The organism is Microvirga calopogonii (assembly GCF_003347665.1).
Classification (GTDB): domain Bacteria; phylum Pseudomonadota; class Alphaproteobacteria; order Rhizobiales; family Beijerinckiaceae; genus Microvirga; species Microvirga calopogonii.
This window is the reverse complement of record NZ_QDGA01000002.1, coordinates 71,677-85,719: the sequence shown is the minus strand read 5'-3', so window position 1 is coordinate 85,719 and position 14,043 is coordinate 71,677. Positions and strand designations below refer to the sequence as shown.

Genomic DNA, 14,043 nt, shown 5'->3' with positions numbered 1-14,043 from the left:
AAACCGGGTCCACTCTTCACGGACGTGGCCTTCCGGGCCCGCACGATGCGCTGTGAGCACTTCCCCGCATCTCCGCAGGTGTGGCTTTCCGGCTTCGGGTTGGCTACAAGCGCGCCATCATGATCTTGAGAGAATCGACCTTCCAGCGCGCTGCCTGGGTGACGGAGCTGCGCGCAACTTTAGCCCTCGGCTGGCCTCTGGTTCTTGCAACCATTGCCCAGAACGCCCTGATCACGTCCGACGTCATTCTGATGGGCTGGATGGGATCGGAGGTGCTGGCAGCGGGTGCGCTCGGCACCAACCTCTACTTCGCCTTCCTGATCTTCGGGATCGGCCTCGTCAATGCGACCTCGCCCATGATCGCCGAGGAGCTGGGCCGCAAGCGCCATTCCGTCCGTGAGGTGCGCCGCACGGTGCGCCAGGGGCTCTGGGCGTCGGTCACGGTCGCCGTTCCGATCTGGATCGTCGCCTGGAACGGAGAGACGATCCTGCTCGCCATCGGTCAGGCGCCCGAGCTCGCCCACCATGCCGGCCAGTATATCCGGGCGCTGCAATGGAGCCTGCTGCCGTTCCTGCTCTTCCTGGTGCTGCGTTCGTTTCTGGCGGCCCTGGAACGTCCCGGCTGGGCCCTGTTCATCGGCCTGCTCGCCATCCCGGTCAATTTCGGTGCGGCCTATGTCCTGATGTTCGGCGCCCTCGGCTTACCGGCCTTTGGCTTGATCGGGGCAGGGCTCGGCACGGTGATCTCGAGCATCTTCATGTTCGCGGCGCTCGCCCTGGTGATCGTCCTGCATCCCAGGCTCAAGCGCTATCATATCTTTGGGCGCTTCTGGCGGGCCGACTGGCCGCGCTATCGCACCCTCTGGCAGATCGGCCTGCCCATCGGCCTGACGCTGATGTTCGAGGTGACGATCTTCAATGCGGCCGCCATGCTGATGGGCCGGATCGGCGAGAGCGAGCTGGCGGCTCATGCGATTGCCCTGCAGATCGCGTCCTTCTGCTTCTCCGTCCCGCTCGGCATCGGACAGGCCGTGACGGTGCGCGTGGGCCGGGCTTACGGCGCGCAGGACGCGGCAGGCGTCACCCGTGCCGGCTGGACGTCCTTCGCGCTGGGCACCGGCTTCATGATTGTGACGGCATCGCTCATGCTGTTTGCCCCGCACCTGCTGCTCGGGGTCTTCCTTGACGTGAACGATCCCAGGAACGCGCTCGTCATCGATCTGGCGCGCACCTTCCTGGTGGTGGCCGCCATCTTCCAGCTGGTGGACGGCGCACAGGCGGTCGGCGCCGGAATGCTGCGCGGGCTGCAGGATACCCGCGTGCCGATGATGTACGCGGCGCTCGGCTATTGGGGCGTGGGCCTGCCGCTCGGCGCAACCCTGGCCTTCGGCACGTCGCTGCGGGGCGTCGGCATCTGGATCGGGCTTGCCAGCGGGCTCGCCGTGGTGGCCTGCCTGATGCTGTGGCGCTGGTTGCGCCGCGACCGGCTGGGTCTGGTCACGGCGACGCCGCGGGACGTTCAGGAGGCGTTCGCCAGCTGACCGATAAGACGGGACAGGTCGACGGGCGCGAACTGCGCGTCCTCCTGGGTCACGCGCACCTCCTCGACCGTGAGCCGCCGCCACTGCGCGAGCTGGGCCAGCGCCTCCTGCACCAGGTCTTCCGGAGCGGACGCGCCCGCGGTCAGTCCGATCACGGCGGCACCGTCGATGAAGGAGAGCGTCAGGTCCTTCGGATCCTGCATGAGCAGCGCCTGGCGCCCTTCATGGACAGCAACCTCGCACAGGCGGTTCGTGTTCGATGAATTGCGCGCGCCGCAAACGATGATCCGCTCCGCGCGCCTGGCGATCACGCGCACGGCCATCTGACGGTTCTGCGTGGCGTAGCAGATTGTCTTGACGTCCGGCCCCTGAATGGCGGGAAAGCGCTTCTTCAAGGCTGCGATGATCTCGCGCGTATCGTCGACGGAGAGCGTCGTCTGGGTGATGTAGGCAATACGCTCCGGATTGAGGACCGTAACGGTCAGCGCTTCCGCGACGGTCTCGATCACATGGACCGTGCCGTCGATCTGTCCGGTGGTGCCTTCGATCTCCACATGCCCGCGATGGCCGATGACGATGACCTCGCGTCCGGCCTTCGCATGGCGCTGTCCTTCAAGATGGACGCGACGCACGAGCGGGCAGGTGGCATCGAGCACGGAAAGACCTCGGCCCGCCGCTTCCCGCTCCACCGCGCGGGAGACGCCGTGGGCGCTGAAGATGGCGACGGCCCCGTCGGGGATCTCGGCCAGATCTTCGACGAAGATCGCACCCTTGCGCTTCAACTCCTCCACAACGCGGCCGTTGTGCACGATCTCGTGGCGCACATAGACGGGCCTGCCCGTCCGTTCAAGGGCGTCCTCGACGGCCCTGATGGCACGCTCGACACCGGCACAGAAACTCCGTGGTGCCGCGAGCAGCACGGTCAGCGAGGGATGGTCCTGGATCATGCCGCATCCTCCGTCTTCAAGGGGCGGTCGCGCGGAGCGGTCGGGCGGGTGCATCGGGCATGCCGCAACAGGGAGGCGGCGTGCTCGCCTGCCATGACGGCGCTCTCGATGGTGGCGGGAAGGGAGCCGAGCCAGTCTCCCGCCAGAGCGAGGTTCGTGAGAGGCCGCAGGGGAGGCTGCGGGAGTTCCTCCGCCGCCTGGCGGATGGTCGCGCGCTTCTCCTTCACCACCCGGCTTTCGGGCTGACGGTCGCTCGCCGCATCGAGCCCGACGCGGCGCAGCGCCGGCGCGATGTCGCGCCAGATCCTCGTCGCCAGGTCGGCGGCATTGTGATCCACCACCGCATCGGCCGCCGAGACCGTGACGCTCACGTGAGTGGGACGGACCAGCGCCCATTGCGCCAGCGCACCGGTGAAGCCGATGAAACGCGGGTCCGCCAAACCCTTCATCCGGTAATGAACGTTGAGGATGGGTTCGAAGGAGGTCGGCACGGGGAGCGTGGGAAGAAGCCGCTCCACCTCGTAGGGCGGCAGCGCGAGGATTACGCGGTCGTCGGGGCCGAGCATCACGGTGCGATCCGTCAAGGCCAATCCGATGACGCGGTGCCGGCTCGTCAGCAGCGTGCGCAGGCGCTGCCCCGTGAGAACGGCTGCACCTCTCGCCGCGAGCGTGGCGATGGCCGGCTCGATCAGGTCTTCGCTCAAGCCGTTTCGCGCCACCAGGAGGCGCCCGGCACCCGGCCGGATGAGCTGACGCAGGGCGGATGCGAGACGCTGCGAGGAGGCCTGCGCGGGCGGCGTGTTGAGCACAGCCACCGTCAGAGGCTCGATCAGGCTGTCCATGATCGGACGATCCCCGATGATGGACGCGACCGGGCAATCCTTCGCCGTGAAGACAAGGCGCAGGATCCGCGCCAGATCGGGCAGTGTCAGGCCCTGCGGACGGCGCGAGGGGAGAAGCCACGACCAGGGCGAGAGGCCCACCCGCCGCATCTCTCCCGTTCGTCCGTCATAGAGCGGAAGCCCTTTGGGTTCCGGCTCGAACCAGCAGTCGCGGGCGCCGATGGTCCTGAGGAGATCGAGCGCATGTCCATTGGCCGTGAACAGCACATGGGTGCCGTTGTCATGAATGAAGCCGTCGGCGGGCTGGAGGGTCCGGCAGCGTCCGCCCGGCTGCGGCGCGGCCTCGTAGACGACGGCTTCGCCGCCATCGGCCGTGACGGTGAGCGCGGCGCTCAAGCCCGCGATTCCAGCCCCGACGATGTGAGTGCGCTTTGCCGTCATGCGGGCCTCATGGCGCGGGTGATGAGATGCAGCCGATCGGCGGTGCTCAGGCGCAGCCTGCCCTGGCGCAGGCCCCAGCCGCGCGCCTGCAGCCGGTCGAGCACGCGGCGGTAATTCTCCATCATCAGGATCGCCGGTTTCAGTGCCCGGCGATCGAGACGCATGAGGGCGGCATCCGCTGTCGCAAATCCGGTACTGGCCTCTTCGGCAAGGTTTTCGCAGACGCGCGCGAAGCGCGGATCGGCTACGAGCATGGCCGCGGGAGCATCGCTCAATCCGAGCCGCGCAAGCCGCGAGAGGGGAACGTAGACCCGTTCGCGGGCAGCGTCCTCGTCCACATCGCGCAGGATGTTCACGAGCTGCAGGGTGCGTCCGAGATTGAGTGCGAAGTCGTGAGCGGACGGAGCGCCGAATATGCGGATCGAGAGCGCGCCGACGGAGCCCGCGACACGGCGGCCATAGAGGCCGAGTTCATAGTCGTTGGCCAACCGCACCCGGTCGGCGCTGTCGGTCTCCATGCCGTCGAGCAGGGCATGGCACTCCTCCAAAGGGAGCTTGAAGAGGGTCGAGGCGCGGGCGAGCTCGCGCCCTATCGGTGTTTCCGGTGCGCGGTGCAGCCGGTCGATCTCGCGCCGCCACTCGCGCAGGAAGACACGCTTCTCGGAAGCAGGCGCTGCGCTGTCGGCGATATCGTCCACCGTGCGGCAGAAGGCATAGACCGCGTGAATGGCGCGGCGGCGTTCGGCTGAGAGACTCTGCATGCCGAGACGGAAGGACGAGCCCGAGCGCCGCACCGCCGCCGCCGTCACGCGGCGGTCACGAGAAGAAGGCCTCTGAATTGTTCCGCGAAGGCCGCGCAGAAAGGCGATGCATGCATCGGCCTTTGTCACCTGAACGCGCTCCAGAACGGGGTCGGCTTGTCTTAGGCGTTGGCTCAGGCGTCGGGCAAGAGCGATGGTCGCGATGCTCTGCGCCCGCAGACGCGGGTTCCGCAGACGCTCGGGCAGGCACTGCGCCTGATCGATCAGCGTGTCGACCCGGTCGAGCATGGCGTCGAAGACGTCGCGGCGGAGCGTCGTCCGCGACGGATCGAAGAATGCCGTCTCGGAGCCCGCCGCCAGCATCCACCGGATCGGGATGTAGATGCGTCCCATCCGCTCACGATCCTTGCCGCAATCCTGCAGGTGGTTGAGGATCTGCAGCGCCGTGCAAAGGGCATCGGCCGGCCCGTGGGCCGAACTGCGCTCGCCATGAAGGATCAGCAGGAAGCGGCCAACCGGGTTGGCGGAAAAGCGGCAGTAATCGACCAGTTCCGCCCAATCGTTGTAGCGGGCCTTGACCACATCCTGACGGAACGCGCGCAGCAGCTCGCGGGCTTGGACCAGTCCTGCCTTGTGCTGCCTGTCGATTGCATGAAGGCGGGCGGCCTGAGGGATGGCCGGATCGCCGGATACGAGCGCCTGTTCGAGCACGTCCAGGCGCGCCAGTTTTTCGGCGGCCTCGAGATCGGGCGCGTCGGCGATGTCATCGGCCGTGCGGGCGAAGGCGTAGAAGGCGAGCACGGCATCCCGGTGCTCACGCGAGAGCACGAGGGACGCGACCGGGAAGTTCTCGTCATGCGAGCGCTTCGTCGCTCTTGGGAGGTCCAGGCTCACGGCTTTTCCTCCAGAGGATAAAGCCTGCCTTTCCACCCTGCGCGACGCGCCTGCCCGATCCGCAGGAGCACGCTCCACTGGATCGCTAGACCGACCAGGATGGTGAAGGGATGGAGAGGGATCGACCAGGGGTTCTCTCTCGTCGCGAAGGTCACGAGCGTTCGTGCGCCGAGGGAAAGAAGAGCCGCGCAGGCAAGCAGGACACTCGACGCAAACGGCAGGAGTAGGAACGGCAGAACGTGGCCGCCGAGCAGAAGCACGGTCCAGATCGGCAGTGCCACGGGCGTGGCCATGCCTTCGTGAGCGTTCTTGGCAAAACCGGTCCAGGCCTCGTCGAACCGTGTATACATGCGGCAGGTGGCGAGGCGTTCGCCCGGCACGAGATCCGTCATATAGCCCTTGCGGCGGAAGAGCCGTGCCAGCTGGATGCCGTCGTGGATGCACGCGCGGATCGCCGCGTGTCCGCCGCTCGCCCGGTAGGCTTCGCGTTCGACGAGCATGAGCTGGCCGCAGGCCGCCCCCAGTCCCGGATCGCGGGAGAGGCGCATGAAGCCCATGGGAAGATAGCCGAGCAGCAGCAGGTTGATCGTCGGCACCGTCAGCAATTCGCCGAGCGTGATCATGATCTGGCGCGGCACGGCGCTGACGAGATCGGCATCGCTGGCCTGCGCATGGCCCGCGAGCCAAGCCGCCGCCTGGGGGGCCAGACGCACATCCGCATCCACGAACAGGAAATGCGTGCCCCGCGCGGCCTCGGAGAGATGGTGGCAGGCATGGACCTTGCCGGTCCAGCCCTCATCCAGAGGCGGAGCGGTGAGGAGGCGCACGCGGGCATCGCGGGCCGCATAGGCGCGAACGATGCCGGCCGTCGCATCCGTCGATCCGTCGTCCGCGACCAGAACTTCCACCGCCACGCCCATGCTGCCGAGAGCCGCATCGAGAGCGGGGCCGATGTTCTTTGCTTCATTGCGGGCCGGAATGAGAATCGAGACGAGGACGTCTCCTTGTGGAGCATGGCGAGGTGTCGCGCGCAAAATACCCAGGTTCATGAGCGCAAGCACGAACGGGATGGCGGCCAATGCGAGCAGGACGAGAGCAAGCGCCGTCATGAGGGGCGCCCCTCGTGCGACGGATCGAAAGCGCGCCCACGCAGGGCCGCCACCACCCGCCGCCATCCGTCGTAAAGCCCGCCGATCCCGGCGCGACCTTCGAGCACCGCCCGGAAGCGGGCCGGGTCGCGGCTCTGCACGTCGGCGCTCAAGTGAGTGAGCGTCGTGGTCAGCTCACTTTCGAGCCGCTTCAGGCGGTCAGGACGCGTGAGGTTCAGGAGATCCTGTCCGCGCATCGGTTGGCCGAAGGCGATGAAGGCTTCCGCTCCGCGTTCCAGCCAGAAACTATACTCGATGGCGAGCGGCAGGACAGTGCAGCCGGGGGCACGCTCGACGAGGTGCGCCACGCCGGGCTTGAGGCCGAGAGGCCTGTCGCGCACATCGCCGAAGCGTCCCTGCGCGGTGATCCAGAGGGCACGGTCGGCACCTGAGAGAATCTCCGCTCCCGCCTTGAGAAAATCCGCCGCGCCGCGTGGGCTGTCGAGATCGACGCCGAAGGCGCCGATGCGGCCGAAGATGCCGTATTGCTTCAGCATTGCGGCATCGATGGGCGCATAGCTTTCATAGGCCGGAAAGAAGCGGTCGGCTGCCAGGATGTAGACGGCCGCGTCCCACCAGGCCGGGTGATTGGAATAGACGATGACCGGACCCTGCTGCGGCACATTCGGCATGCCCCATGGGGCGATCCGCAGGGCGTTCATGTGGCGCGTGAAGTAGCGCCGGAAGGTCGAGACCATGAAGCGATGGAGCATGGTGGAGCGGCGCGCGACGGGAGAAGCTCCAACGCGACCCGATGAAGAGCGCTCCGTCCCTGACTTGCCCGTTTCCCGCCTCAAGACACGTTCCGTAGTTTCTCGACCTTGCCATCCGCATCGAGGGCGTCGGCGGCGATCCAGCCCGACATCATGACCATCGGCATGCCCGGGCCCGGATGGGCCGCGCCGCCGGCCAGATAAAGGCCGCGAACCTGACGGCTGCGGTTGCCCGGCTTGAACGCGCCCATGAACTTGCCATGGCTCGCCAGACCGTAGATGGCCCCGTTGAGCACCTTGTAGCGGTCGTGGATATCCTGAGGCGTCAGGTGGCGTTCGACGACGATGCGATCCTCGATATCGCTCATGCCGGCCGTGCGTTTCAGCTTGTCGATGATCACCTGCCGGTAGGCGGGGAACATCTGCGACCAGTCGTGATGGGGACGAAGATAAGGCGTATGGACGAGCACATACAGCGCCTCGCCACCCTCCGGCGCGACGCTTGGATCGGTTGCTGACGGCGCCGCGAGATAGCAGGTGGGGTCGGGCGCGGGTTCGCCGCGTCGGTAGATGAAGTCGAACTCTTCCTCCGGATCGCGGGAGAACACGAAATCGTGATGGAGGATATGGTCATAACGCTTGTTCAGGCCGAGATAGAGCACCACGCCCGAGCAGGCGGGCTCGAAGTCCTTGCGCGCGTAATGCTCGCCTACTTCGCCGCCGACGAGTTCGCGATAGGTGCGGATCGAATCCATGTTGGAGATGACGTTGTCGTAAGGCACGACTTCGCCGCTCGCGAGAACAAGGCCCGTGACCGCGCCGTTCTCGATCCTGAGCGAAGCCACGTCGCTGTCGGTCCTGAACGTGGCGCCGAGTTCGGTGGCCAGTTTCGCCAGGGCCTCGGCGACCGCGCGGGTGCCGCCCATGGGATACCACACGCCGTCGGCCGCCTGCATGTGGGCGATGGCGCAGAGCACAGCCGGCGAGCCGTAGGGCGATGAGCCGACATATTGCGTGAAGTGATCGAGCATCTGCGCCAGGCGTTCGTCCTTCACCTTGGACCGGATGGTGCCGGCGACGGACGAACCCATGCGCAGAGACAAGACATCCCGCAGGGTCGTGGGATTCATGTTGGCGCGGATGTTGATGGTGTCGAAGAGATCCTCCACCGGCTTCCAGAAGAAGAACCGGTTCGAGATGTCGTGAAGATGCGCGGAGATTTCCTGGAAGCGCTTGTATCCGTCTCCTGCGTTCTTTCCGGGCGCGAAGCGGTCCATGGTCTCGGCCATGGCGTCGATGTTCTCCTGCAGGTCGATCCGGGTGCCGTCGTCGAAGAAGCAGCGCCATTGCGGATCGAGCCGCACGAGATCGAGATAGTCGGAGAGATTGCGGCCCGCCTCCGCGAAGATTCGCTCCAGAACCCGCGGCACGGTCAGGATCGTCGGGCCCATATCGAAGCGGAAACCGGCCTCGTGAAGAACCGCCGCCTTGCCGCCGATCCAGGGATTCTTGTCGTAGAGGGTGACCTTGTGCCCGCGGGCCGCCGCGACGCAGGCCGCCGCCAATCCGCCCAATCCTCCGCCGATGACCGCAACCGAACTCCGTTGAGCGTTCACGCATTCCTCCCGCGCGGCACGAGCCGGTCCGTCATCCGCCCATGTCCAATCGTGATGGTTCTAGGAAGCGCAGGGGCCAGTTCAAGACGGATCACGAACGTTTGGGCGACGGGCGCAGATCATGCGAAGCGAGTGCCGACCTGGGGCACGGATCACCGGATCGAAGCCTGCGGCGGCCAGGCGTGGCCGTACGTGGTTCACGTCGCGCGTATTCCCACCCCAGAGCAGGTTCTTCAGCCGGTTGACGGCGGAAATCGTCCCGTTCCCCTCCTGGGCCAGGGCGGCGACGAGAAGCCATCCACCGGGCCGCAACGAACGGAAGATCCGCCCGATGGCCTCCTGGAGGATCGCATCCGGCAGGAACATCTGGGGCAGGAAGGCGAGGTCGAAGGCTCGCTCGTCCTCCAGATCCTCGGCGCGTTGCCGGCGAATGACGATGCGCTCACCGAGCCCGGCCTCCCGCACATGCCGCTCGCCGATCAAGGCCGGATGAGGTGCGGGCTCAAGTGCGACTGCCGTCAGATGGGGAAAATGTCTGCAGAGCGCAATCGAAAGGCCTGCGGCTCCCGCGCCCACATCGAGAAGGGCCGCGCCGGGCGTCTCGAGACGCGGGACGAGGCCCGGCAGGAATTTCAGTTTGGGCACAGCCCGGGTGGTCCAGAGACGGGTCAGGGTCCCTTGGGATTCGATGATGGCCTCATCCGTATGTGTCCAGCCATCGAGGGTCAGGGTGCGGTCGGCAACCCTATGCCGGAAGTTGTCGGCCTGAAGAAGAGGAGCCCGAAGGGCTGCACGGAACGTCTCCACTCCCTCGGACGTCGTGAACGGCATGAGGGCGGGAGCCGCCTGAACTCGATCGTGATCCCACACGACGAACCTGTGGCTTGCGAGGATGTCGATCAGTGTCCGGACGAGCGCCGGCGACAGCGAGACGGCTTCCGCCAATGTGTCGACGGTCGCCGGTTTGGCGAGATGGGCGAGAAGACCTGTCTCGGCGCAGGCCGAGAGGGCACTGGCCGCCCAGATGGCCGTGTCGGCGTCTTCGAGCACCTTCAGCACGTCGCCCGTTCGCTGGAACGACGGGGCAGCCGGACCGTGCCAGGACGGCAGGCCGATGGAGCCGAGGCCTATGCGGTCTCCCCCGTGGGACAGAAGAGCATAAGCGCGCCACAGCATGAGACACCTATCGGATCGGGATCACGACCGTCGTCGCAGGCTCCCGGACGACGATCCGGGCGGCATCGAAATTCGGAGGTCCGCGGCGGCCCACATCGTTCGAGAAGCCGTAGGGCTCGCTGGGCAGGCCGATGAAGCTGCGGTCGAGCTTGCCGTTGCCGTTCACGTCATGAAAGACCGCGATGGCATAGGTGCCCGGCTTCACGTTCCTGATGCGCAGCTCTACGGTTCCCGCCGTGGCCTGGCCGCGATCCTTGTACGGGCAGGTGGACTCTTCGAAGCTGGTGTCGCAGATCCCGGCATAGACCATGTTGCCGTCAGGCTGAACGCCTTGTGCGCGGATCGTCAGTGTTGCGGCATGAGCGGATGAAACGGAAAGGAGAAGAACGGCTGCCAATCCCATGCGTCTCATCGGGCGTTCCTCTATAGAGCCGCTTCGCCGAGCGGTGCGACGGAAGGCTGCGCTTCATGGTCGCCCGCCCTTTGGCGCTCGCGATCCTCCAGCAGCAGCCGCGTCGTGATGCGCGCTCCTTCATAGATCACCGGGAGACCGCTGCCCGGATGCGTGCCGCCGCCGACCAGATAGACGTTGCGGCCGAAGCGGTTGTGCGGGCGGAAATACAGCATCTGCGTCAGGTTGTGCGCAAGGTTGAAGGTAGCGCCCTCGAACACGGAGAACTCATCCTGCCAGCCGCGCGGCGTCACCACGCGTTCGAAACGGATACGGCTCTCGATGTCGCCCAATCCGAGCACCTTGAGCCGCTCGAGCGCGAGCTTGCGATAACGCGGCGCCTCGCGCGTCCAGTCGATCCCGCAACGCAGGTTCGGCACGGGCACGAGCACGTAGAGGCTCGTGTGGCCCTTCGGGGCCAGCGATGCATCGGTCGCGCCCGCGTGTTGGACGTAAACGGATGGTTCTTCGGGGAGGATGCCGTTGGTGATCTCGTGAATGTTGCGCTCGTAGTCCCGCGACAGCAGGATCGTGTGATGGGCGAGATCGCCGACATCGCCTTCGATGCCGAGATAGAGCATGAAGGTGGAGCAGGAGATCTTCGCGCGATCGAGCTTCCTGTCCGTCCAGCGCGGGCGCATGGCCTCCGGTACGAGGCGGCGCATGGCATGGCCGAAATCGCCGTTGATCACCACGGAACCCGCAGCGAAGCGCTCGCCGCCCGCCTCGAGGCCTACGGCCTCGCCATCTTCGTAAACGATGCGCTCGACCGGCGTGTTGAGGCGAATGTCGACGCCCATCTTGCGCGCGACCTTCGCCATGGCTTCCGAGACAGCGCCGCAGCCGCCCATGGGATGAAACACGCCGTGCTCGTATTCGAGGAACGACAGAATGGTGAACAGGCTCGGGCACTGGAACGGTGACATCCCGAGATATTTCGTCTGGAACGAAAAGGCGAGACGCACGCGCGGATCGGCGAAGTAGCGCCTGAGATCGCTGTCGACGCTGGAGAAGGGTCTCAGCTTCGGCAAGGCTGCCAGCATCGCCGGCGAGAAGAGGTCGGCGGGGCTCGAAAAGGCCTGTTCCAGCACTGGCCGGAAGGCTTCGAGCTTGTCGCGGTTGTCGTCGAGAAACCTGCGCACGTTGCGCGCATCGGCGGGAGCGAGACGAGCGATTTCCTGTTCGAGGCGGTCAAGGTCGTAAGTGGCGCGAATGGAGCCGCCACCCTCGAAGACGACGTGATATTGCGGGTCCAGGCGCTTGAGTTCGACATGATCTTCCAGCCGTTCGCCGCAGGCCTCAAAGATGTCCCTCAGAACGCGGGGATAGAGGAAGAAGGTCGGGCCGATATCGAACCTGTAGCCGCCGGGCGCATGGATGGTCCGGGTGCGGCCGCCGACGGCAGGCTCCCGTTCGAACACGGTGACGGGTACACCCTCGCGCGCCAGCAGCATGGCGGAGGCCAAGCCACCGGGCCCGGCCCCCACGATGGCGATCTGAGGTGATCGGGCGGATTCGCGCATGAGCCGGGAGCCCTGACTGGCGTGGAACATCGGTCATCTGAACTAGACCGGTAGCAGCTCCCGACCAGAGGCAACGATGCAAAATCACGACAAGGTGAAAAACTGCCTTGAAATAAAGTAACGTTATGTGAGACTATCTAGGGAGGAACGGCAGTTTGTCCAGGCTATATCTCGGTATAGTTTCACATCTCTGAAGAGTGAGTGAACGTATAAAAATCCGAAGCGCCTTATTCTTGCCTTTTTAAGGCTCAGTTTCACTTCCAATCGAAACGGAAGGGGAGACTGTCTTTGAAGAACATCCTCACCCGGGCATCTGCAATTGTGCCTATTCTTCTCGTAGCAGCCTGCAATACAACCGCCTCAAACGACCCGCTCACCACAGGATCCATCTCACAAGCCAATATCGAGGCCGGCCCGGCCATTCAGCGCGGCACCGCCTCCTGGTACGGCCCAGGATTCCACGGCCGCAAGACCGCCAGCGGAGAGCGCTTCGATTCCTCCGACATGACCGCCGCCCACCGATTCCTGCCGTTCGGCACGAGGCTCAAGGTCGTGAATGAATCCAATGGCCGCTCGGTCGTCGTCCGGGTGAACGATCGCGGTCCCTTCACTCATCGACGGATCATCGACCTCGCGAAAGGCCCCGCACAGGCGCTCGGCCTGACCTCCGAGGGCACGGCTTACGTGTCGCTCCATCGTCTCGATTAGGCGCTTCTTAATTCCTTCCGGCGATTCTTGCCCCGATTCGGGACCAAGGGTTGCTTACATGGAATCGAGATCGTCTCAGTCGACGAACGTCATACGCTTTCCGGGCGCACGCTCGTCGGCCAATCCCCATCGTGATCAGCGGAGCCTGATGGATGCGGTTTATGCCGCAGGCTCTCTGCCGATCGCGGCAGGCGATCGCGCCACTAAGGTCATGGCAACGCGGCTCACCATCTTCGGCTTCGTCGTGATCGATGAAATCCAGGCGGACGGCAGCGCGCGTCGCCTGCGGCCCTCCGAGGCGTTTCATGCGTCCACGGCGTGCCCGTGGCGCGTGTCGAAGCCCTCGGGCCGCTATCGGCTCGCCGAGGAATGGACCGAGTCGGATCGCGAAGTCTTTGCGGCCCTGCAGGCCTGAGCGAGGCTGAAGGTCTCGCCTTTTCCATCCCCTGAACTATTTTCCTGCGCCACCGCACCGATGGCGCTTCTCAGGGGATGCCGATGCATCTGGTTCAGATTCTGCTGCCTCTTGCCGACAACAAGGGCCGCCGTCTCGACGGGGCGGTCTATGCGCGGGTTCGCAAGGAGCTGTCGGAGCGATTCGGCGGGATCACGAGCTTCACGCGCGCGCCCGCCGAAGGCGTCTGGAAGGAGGGCGGCCATACGTCTCACGACGACATCGTCGTGTTCGAGGTGATGGCTCGCGAACTCGATCACGCCTGGTGGGAGCGCTACCGCGCGGACTTGGAACGGCGCTTCGAGCAGGAGACCATCGTGATGCGGGCGATCAGAGTTGAAATGCTGTAGCCAGGGAACCCGACCCGCACTGCTTCGCTTGTCGTTGAAAAGTGGAGCATTCCCATGGCCAAGCCCCTTGTTGTTTCGATCCCCCACAATCTCGGCCAAGCCGAAGCGATGCGGCGGCTTCACGGCGGCATGTCGGGCCTGAAGTCCCAGTTCGGCGACAAGGTCGCGTCCATCGACGAAAGTTGGGACGGCAATCGCATGGATTTCCGCGTCGGAGCCATGGGCCAGAATGTGAGCGGCCATCTGGAAGTGATGCAGGATCAGGTACGTGTCGAAGTGCAATTGCCATGGATTCTGGCAATGGTCGCAGAGAAGGCCAAGACTTTCATCCAAAAGCAAGGCACTCTGCTGCTTGAGAAGAAATGATTACCACAATTCTCATGAATAGCCGTTCACAAAGATGAACGCACAGGGAACCGAAAGGCTCCATCTGCGTTCTACAATCGATTGCGACCACGACCCTACGCTGGTGCGCTTC

At 65.2% G+C, this 14,043-nt stretch carries 14 protein-coding genes; 5 read left to right on the top strand and 9 right to left on the bottom strand.

Features of this window, described 5'->3' with window-relative positions:
• Positions 1-119 precede the first annotated feature (119 nt).
• Positions 120-1,541, top strand: a complete 1,422-nt coding sequence (locus DDF70_RS02935) for an MATE family efflux transporter (RefSeq protein WP_114943624.1) — start codon at positions 120-122, stop codon at positions 1,539-1,541.
• Here the strand turns inward: DDF70_RS02935 and ispH are convergent.
• The 9 genes from ispH to crtI all read right to left on the bottom strand — a co-directional run bounded on the left by ispH (position 1,520) and on the right by crtI (position 12,083).
• Positions 1,520-2,488, bottom strand: a complete 969-nt coding sequence (ispH, locus tag DDF70_RS02930) for a 4-hydroxy-3-methylbut-2-enyl diphosphate reductase (protein WP_114943376.1) — start codon at positions 2,486-2,488, stop codon at positions 1,520-1,522. The two genes, DDF70_RS02935 and ispH, sit on opposite strands and share 22 nt — an antisense overlap.
• The gene (locus tag DDF70_RS02925) at positions 2,485-3,771 is read right to left on the bottom strand and encodes a hydroxysqualene dehydroxylase (RefSeq protein ID WP_114943375.1); all 1,287 of its coding nucleotides are present in this window, start codon (positions 3,769-3,771) and stop codon (positions 2,485-2,487) included. The genes ispH and DDF70_RS02925 overlap by 4 nt, the downstream gene beginning before the upstream one ends.
• Positions 3,768-5,426 carry a squalene/phytoene synthase family protein gene (locus tag DDF70_RS02920; RefSeq protein ID WP_162820198.1) on the bottom strand — a complete coding sequence of 553 codons (1,659 nt, stop codon included), beginning with the start codon at positions 5,424-5,426 and terminating at the stop codon, positions 3,768-3,770. The genes DDF70_RS02925 and DDF70_RS02920 overlap by 4 nt, the downstream gene beginning before the upstream one ends.
• On the bottom strand, positions 5,423-6,535 hold the full coding sequence (locus DDF70_RS02915; RefSeq protein WP_114943373.1) for a glycosyltransferase family 2 protein: 1,113 nt from the start codon (positions 6,533-6,535) through the stop codon (positions 5,423-5,425). Before DDF70_RS02915 ends, DDF70_RS02920 begins: the two co-directional genes overlap by 4 nt.
• Positions 6,532-7,272, bottom strand: coding sequence for a lysophospholipid acyltransferase family protein (locus DDF70_RS02910; RefSeq protein ID WP_114943623.1), 741 nt, complete (start codon positions 7,270-7,272; stop codon positions 6,532-6,534). Before DDF70_RS02910 ends, DDF70_RS02915 begins: the two co-directional genes overlap by 4 nt.
• A gap of 95 nt (positions 7,273-7,367) precedes the next feature.
• On the bottom strand, positions 7,368-8,903 hold the full coding sequence (locus DDF70_RS02905; protein WP_114943372.1) for a phytoene desaturase family protein: 1,536 nt from the start codon (positions 8,901-8,903) through the stop codon (positions 7,368-7,370).
• 81 nt (positions 8,904-8,984) lie between these two features.
• Complete coding sequence (locus DDF70_RS02900; protein ID WP_114943371.1) at positions 8,985-10,079, bottom strand: SAM-dependent methyltransferase; 1,095 nt, start codon at positions 10,077-10,079, stop codon at positions 8,985-8,987.
• Between the two features lie 7 nt (positions 10,080-10,086).
• Entirely contained in the window at positions 10,087-10,491 is a 405-nt protein-coding gene (locus DDF70_RS02895) for a DUF2141 domain-containing protein (protein ID WP_245435352.1), read from the bottom strand.
• 11 nt (positions 10,492-10,502) lie between these two features.
• Positions 10,503-12,083, bottom strand: a complete 1,581-nt coding sequence (gene crtI, locus DDF70_RS02890) for a phytoene desaturase family protein (protein WP_114943369.1) — start codon at positions 12,081-12,083, stop codon at positions 10,503-10,505.
• Positions 12,084-12,341: 258 nt separating this feature from the next.
• Here crtI and DDF70_RS02885 point away from each other — a divergent pair, with 258 nt between their 5' ends.
• From DDF70_RS02885 to DDF70_RS02870, 4 genes are all read left to right on the top strand, one after another.
• Entirely contained in the window at positions 12,342-12,761 is a 420-nt protein-coding gene (locus DDF70_RS02885; protein ID WP_170316020.1) for a septal ring lytic transglycosylase RlpA family protein, read from the top strand.
• A 148-nt stretch (positions 12,762-12,909) separates the two neighbouring features.
• Positions 12,910-13,176, top strand: coding sequence for a hypothetical protein (locus DDF70_RS02880; RefSeq protein ID WP_114943368.1), 267 nt, complete (start codon positions 12,910-12,912; stop codon positions 13,174-13,176).
• Between the two features lie 83 nt (positions 13,177-13,259).
• Positions 13,260-13,565, top strand: coding sequence for a hypothetical protein (locus DDF70_RS02875; RefSeq protein ID WP_114943367.1), 306 nt, complete (start codon positions 13,260-13,262; stop codon positions 13,563-13,565).
• A gap of 54 nt (positions 13,566-13,619) precedes the next feature.
• On the top strand, positions 13,620-13,931 hold the full coding sequence (locus tag DDF70_RS02870; protein WP_114943366.1) for a polyhydroxyalkanoic acid system family protein: 312 nt from the start codon (positions 13,620-13,622) through the stop codon (positions 13,929-13,931).
• Positions 13,932-14,043: the final 112 nt, after the last annotated feature.

Coding starts and splice junctions, on each gene's coding strand:
- DDF70_RS02935 (WP_114943624.1), top strand. CDS start 120: ATGATCTTGAGAGAATCGACCTTCCAGCGCGCTGCCTGGGTGACGGAG.
- ispH (WP_114943376.1), bottom strand. CDS start 2,488: ATGATCCAGGACCATCCCTCGCTGACCGTGCTGCTCGCGGCACCACGG.
- DDF70_RS02925 (WP_114943375.1), bottom strand. CDS start 3,771: ATGACGGCAAAGCGCACTCACATCGTCGGGGCTGGAATCGCGGGCTTG.
- DDF70_RS02915 (WP_114943373.1), bottom strand. CDS start 6,535: ATGACGGCGCTTGCTCTCGTCCTGCTCGCATTGGCCGCCATCCCGTTC.
- DDF70_RS02910 (WP_114943623.1), bottom strand. CDS start 7,272: ATGGTCTCGACCTTCCGGCGCTACTTCACGCGCCACATGAACGCCCTG.
- DDF70_RS02900 (WP_114943371.1), bottom strand. CDS start 10,079: ATGCTGTGGCGCGCTTATGCTCTTCTGTCCCACGGGGGAGACCGCATA.
- DDF70_RS02895 (WP_245435352.1), bottom strand. CDS start 10,491: ATGAGACGCATGGGATTGGCAGCCGTTCTTCTCCTTTCCGTTTCATCC.
- crtI (WP_114943369.1), bottom strand. CDS start 12,083: ATGTTCCACGCCAGTCAGGGCTCCCGGCTCATGCGCGAATCCGCCCGA.
- DDF70_RS02880 (WP_114943368.1), top strand. CDS start 12,910: ATGGATGCGGTTTATGCCGCAGGCTCTCTGCCGATCGCGGCAGGCGAT.
- DDF70_RS02875 (WP_114943367.1), top strand. CDS start 13,260: ATGCATCTGGTTCAGATTCTGCTGCCTCTTGCCGACAACAAGGGCCGC.
- DDF70_RS02870 (WP_114943366.1), top strand. CDS start 13,620: ATGGCCAAGCCCCTTGTTGTTTCGATCCCCCACAATCTCGGCCAAGCC.